This window comes from Streptomyces sp. NPDC002265 (assembly GCF_040296125.1).
GTDB lineage: Bacteria > Actinomycetota > Actinomycetes > Streptomycetales > Streptomycetaceae > Streptomyces.
In genome coordinates this window covers 1-3,996 of the sequence record NZ_JBEOWS010000560.1, presented here as the reverse complement: position 1 = coordinate 3,996, position 3,996 = coordinate 1, and the positions used below count along the sequence as shown (strand labels likewise).

2 protein-coding genes are annotated in these 3,996 nt (G+C 71.1%); one reads left to right on the top strand and one right to left on the bottom strand.

All coding sequences use genetic code 11. The features are described 5' to 3' along the window. Positions 1 to 154 precede the first annotated feature (154 nt). Positions 155 to 3,007, bottom strand: a complete 2,853-nt coding sequence (locus ABT085_RS44725) for a TIGR03767 family metallophosphoesterase (RefSeq protein ID WP_351622511.1) — start codon at positions 3,005 to 3,007, stop codon at positions 155 to 157. 378 nt (positions 3,008 to 3,385) lie between these two features. On the opposite strand from ABT085_RS44725, the gene ABT085_RS44720 reads away from it, so the two are divergent. Then, entirely contained in the window at positions 3,386 to 3,979 is a 594-nt protein-coding gene (locus ABT085_RS44720) for a histidine phosphatase family protein (RefSeq protein ID WP_351622508.1), read from the top strand. Positions 3,980 to 3,996: the final 17 nt, after the last annotated feature.

The following is a 3,996-nucleotide window of genomic DNA, read 5'->3' as shown; positions in this document are numbered from 1 at the left end:
TTTGGCGGGCATGCCGCGGCCAGCGCGTGGTCCACGGCGGGGGAAAGACGGGGCGGCGAGCGCGGGGTCAGATGCCCGGCCGTCCTGGAGGTGGGCGGGGCCGGCACCTGCGTCCAGGTGGGGCGATGAGACAAATCCGGTGCCGCCGGGGCGGTCAGAGCCCGGCGGAGGTGTGCGTGGAACGGAGCTGGATCTGGCAGGACTCCCAGGCCGACCAGGTGGTACCGCTGGGGGTGGTCTGGGTGCAGCGGTAGAGCGTGCCCGTGTCGTCGACGGCGAACAGCTCGATCTGCCCGGCCCCGTTCCGTTCGGCGGCGACGTGGCGCATCCGCAGCGTGACGCCGCCGGCCTGCGTCGGTATCTGGGCCCAGGACTGCCAGGTGCCGGCGGCGGGGGCGGTCTCGAAGCGGCGCCAGAGCATCCCGTCGACATTGGTGCCGAAGATCGCCAGGCGCCCGTCGGCGTTGCGGGCCATGTCGACGGAGTCGAGGATGCCGTCGACCGGGACCACCCCGCCCCACTCGCTCTCCGTCTGCGCGTTGGCGACGTTCATCTTCCGCTGGATGATCAGGCCGTCCTCCTTGATGGCGACCAGCACGGCACGCCCGTCGGAACCGGTCTCGACGGCGAGCTGGATCGCGGTGCCGCCGAGCTGGGTCCAGGGGGTGAACCAGCCGTTGGAGGCGGTGTCGTCGTTGAGGAAGTCCTGCCAGCGGTGGCGGATGGTGTTGTCGTTGCGGGTCGCGTAGATCTGCATGCCGCCCCACTGGTCCTGGACGGCGGTCACCGAGGTGAAGGCGGAGTCGAACAGCTGCGGCGCCGTGTAGGTGCTGCTGCCCACGCCGGTCTGCGCGCGACGGTTCACGAAACCGTTCTGGTCGATGGCGAACACCTCGACCCGGCCGTCCTGGTGACTGCCGGCGGTGACGCACCGCCATCCCGGACCGGTGGCGAGCTTCGTCCAGGGCTGGAGGCTGCCGCCGACGGTCTGCTGGCTGGTGTTCCACAGATTGCCCTGCGCGTCCGTGCCGAACAGCTCCAGTCGCCCGTCCTTGTTGCGGGTCGTGGCGATCGGGGAGCCGAGCGGGAGCGGCGCGTGCAGCGGGAAGGGGGCCGGCAGCAGCAGTTGGGCGTTGCGGTCCTGGTTGCCGCCCATCCGGTTGGTGATGCCGTGGCTCACCTCCTGCGGGTCGTTGGTGGCCAGCTCCCGCGCCAGGGAGGCGAGTTGAGCGGGGGTGCTGATGTCGCCGCCGAAGGAGAGGGGCGCGGCGGGGTCGACCATCGTGGTGAAGATCGAGAGGGTGGCGGGTCCGGCGGCCGAGCCGAACTCGCCCGCGTTCTGCGCGTCGGGGCTCGCCATGATCTCGATGATGCGGCTCTGGATCGGCCAGTCGATGTGCGAGGCCGTGGAGATCTCCCAGAAGCCGCCGTAGATCGGGCTGCCGGACGGCGTCGGATGCGGGACGATCTTGTTGGCGTGGGTGTGCCCGTTGACCATGGCGATCACGTTCGGGTAGCGCAGCAGCAGCGCCTTCAGTTCGTCGCCGGTGTGCCGGTCCCCGAAGATGCCGCCGAGGATGCCGTCGTCGAGGTTGTCCATGGTGTTGAGCGTGTGGTGGCAGAAGATGACGAACATCTTGTCCTGCACACCGCTCTGCGTGACGATGTGATTGCTGGTGTTGATGTAGCGGGAGCTGTTGGCCCTGAGCTGCCCTTCCAGCCAGTTGAGCTGGTCGGTGTCGATCGATCCGCCCGCGGCGCCGGAGCCGAAGCCGTCGGTGTTGGTGTTGGTGGAGTCGAGGGTGATGTAGCGAATGAGGTCGCCGGAGCCGGACGGGATGGCGTAGTAGGCCTTGTCGGTCCCGACGCCCTGGAAGCCGTGCCCGACCGGCAGGCCCGCGGTGTTGAAGTGGTCCTGGATGAACGCCTTGCGGCTGAGCAGCCGCCGGGCGGGGTCGGCGGCGACCCGGGTGCCCTCCAGTTCCCAGGCGACCATCAGCTTGCCGAAGGTGCCGAGGTCGCTGTAGTTGTCCGGCAGATCGGCGGAGGTGCCGGTGGTCTTGGTCGAGCCGACCGTCATTCCCTGCACGTCGACCAGGTTGTTGTCGATGGGCTCGTTGCCCTGCCACAGGCCGTCGTGGTTGCCGTACGCCGCGTACCAGGGCATGCCGAGGCCGTGCGAGACGAACGGCCGGCGGGCCGCGCCCACCACACCGCTCGCGTCCAACAAGCCCGGGACATAGGGGAATCCGAGCCCGGAGGTGCCGGTGTACAGGTTGCCCGGCACCTGCTGCGGTGGCACCGACGGGTAGTAGTAGTGGTTGTCCCCGCTGCCGCCGGCGGTCAGGGCACCGCCGGCGAAGCTCTGGTCCAGGCCGATGGTGCCGGAGTCCGGGACGATGGTCTGGCCGCCGTCGAGCAGGTCGATGTACCAGCGGTTCTCGTTGTGCTGGCAGTTGTCGATCGCGTCGCCGGTGACGATGGTGAACTGGAGCGGCTTCCTGCTCCGCGGGCCCTTGCCGATCCCGGCGATGGCCTGGCACATCGCGTCGACGACCTGTGTCGAGAGGAACTCGTGGCCCCGGTAGGCGGAATCGGTGGGGTACGAGGCGTAGTGCGGGGCGCCGGCGTCGGCGTAGCGGTCCATGAACTCCAGGCGGGCGGGCGACTGGTCGTCCACGATGTGCAGGTCGGTCATCTGCGCGAACGCCGCCAGCGCCAGGGTCGGGGGGCCGAAGCGGTTCCAGAGGTCGGTGCGGATGGTGTGCGGCTCCCCCGGTCCGGCGACGAGCCGCTGGTAGCCCGTGCCCTGGGCGTAGCTCGCCCGCTGCACCGTCCGGTCCCACGTGGTGGGCACCCGTGCGTCCGCCGCGGAGGCGGCCGCCGCCTGTCCCGCGGCGATCGAGGTGGCGGCCTCGGCGGCGGCGCGGAAACCGCCCGCGTCGATGGCCGCCGCCACCACACCCGCTCCGGTCGTCGTCAGTAGCCTTCTTCGCGAGATGCCCACGCCATGTCTCCCAGGAAAGGTCGAACTCGTCTCCCTCTCCCGGCGTTCCATCCCGTTCCGCCGCGTTCCACGGGACCGCCGGCGGCCGGGCAGCGGGATGTCACGGCGGCAAGGGCCTTCTCACGAGCCGTCGTTGATCGTGGCTTCGCTCACCGCGCCGCCGGTGACGTTCCACTTGGCCAAGCCGCTCCCCCGCCCCGAAGTAGGGCGAAAAGGTGAGGCGGCCCACTCACCGCGACCGTATCCACGGCACCTCGATCACCTTCCTGCATGACCGTTCGCGTACGAGCGCGACCGTTCGCGTACGAGGACGCCGAGCCGGATACGCTCATGGGCCCCGGTCCGGCGGTCCGGGGTCCGTACAGGAGGAACGACCCCGTGACGAGCCGTGTCACCTTCATCACGCCCGCGACGAGTGCGTCGATGCGCCGGGCTCGCTTCGACGACGGTGACCCGATCGACGACCACGGCGCGGCGCTGGCCCGGGCTGCGGCCGGTTCGCTGCCGCCGGCCGTCCGGGTCCTCGCCTCGCCGAGCGTGCGCTGTCGGCAGACGGCCGCGGAACTGGGTCTCGACCCGACCGGCGAACCGGCGCTCGCGGGCGGGGACATGGGGCGGTGGCGCGGCCTGGCCCTGGACGAGGTCGCCGCCGCGGAGCCGGAGGAACTGGCGCGCTGGCTGTCCGACCCGGCGGCCGCTCCGCACGGCGGGGAGTCGGTGCGGGAGGTGTGCGAGCGGGTCGCCCGCTGGCTGGAGGCGTCGGCGGGGCACGACGGCAGGGTGCTGGCCGTGGTGGAGCCGGAGATCGTACGGGCCGCGGTGATCCACGCGCTGGCCGCTCCCGAGGCCGCCTTCTGGCGCCTCGACGTACCGCCGCTGACGGCGACCGAGCTCAGCGGACGTGCGCACCGCTGGAACCTGCGGCTCGGCAGGCCGCTCGGTCCGGCGACCGCCGCCGACACGCAGGACTGACCGCACCGGACGCCGAG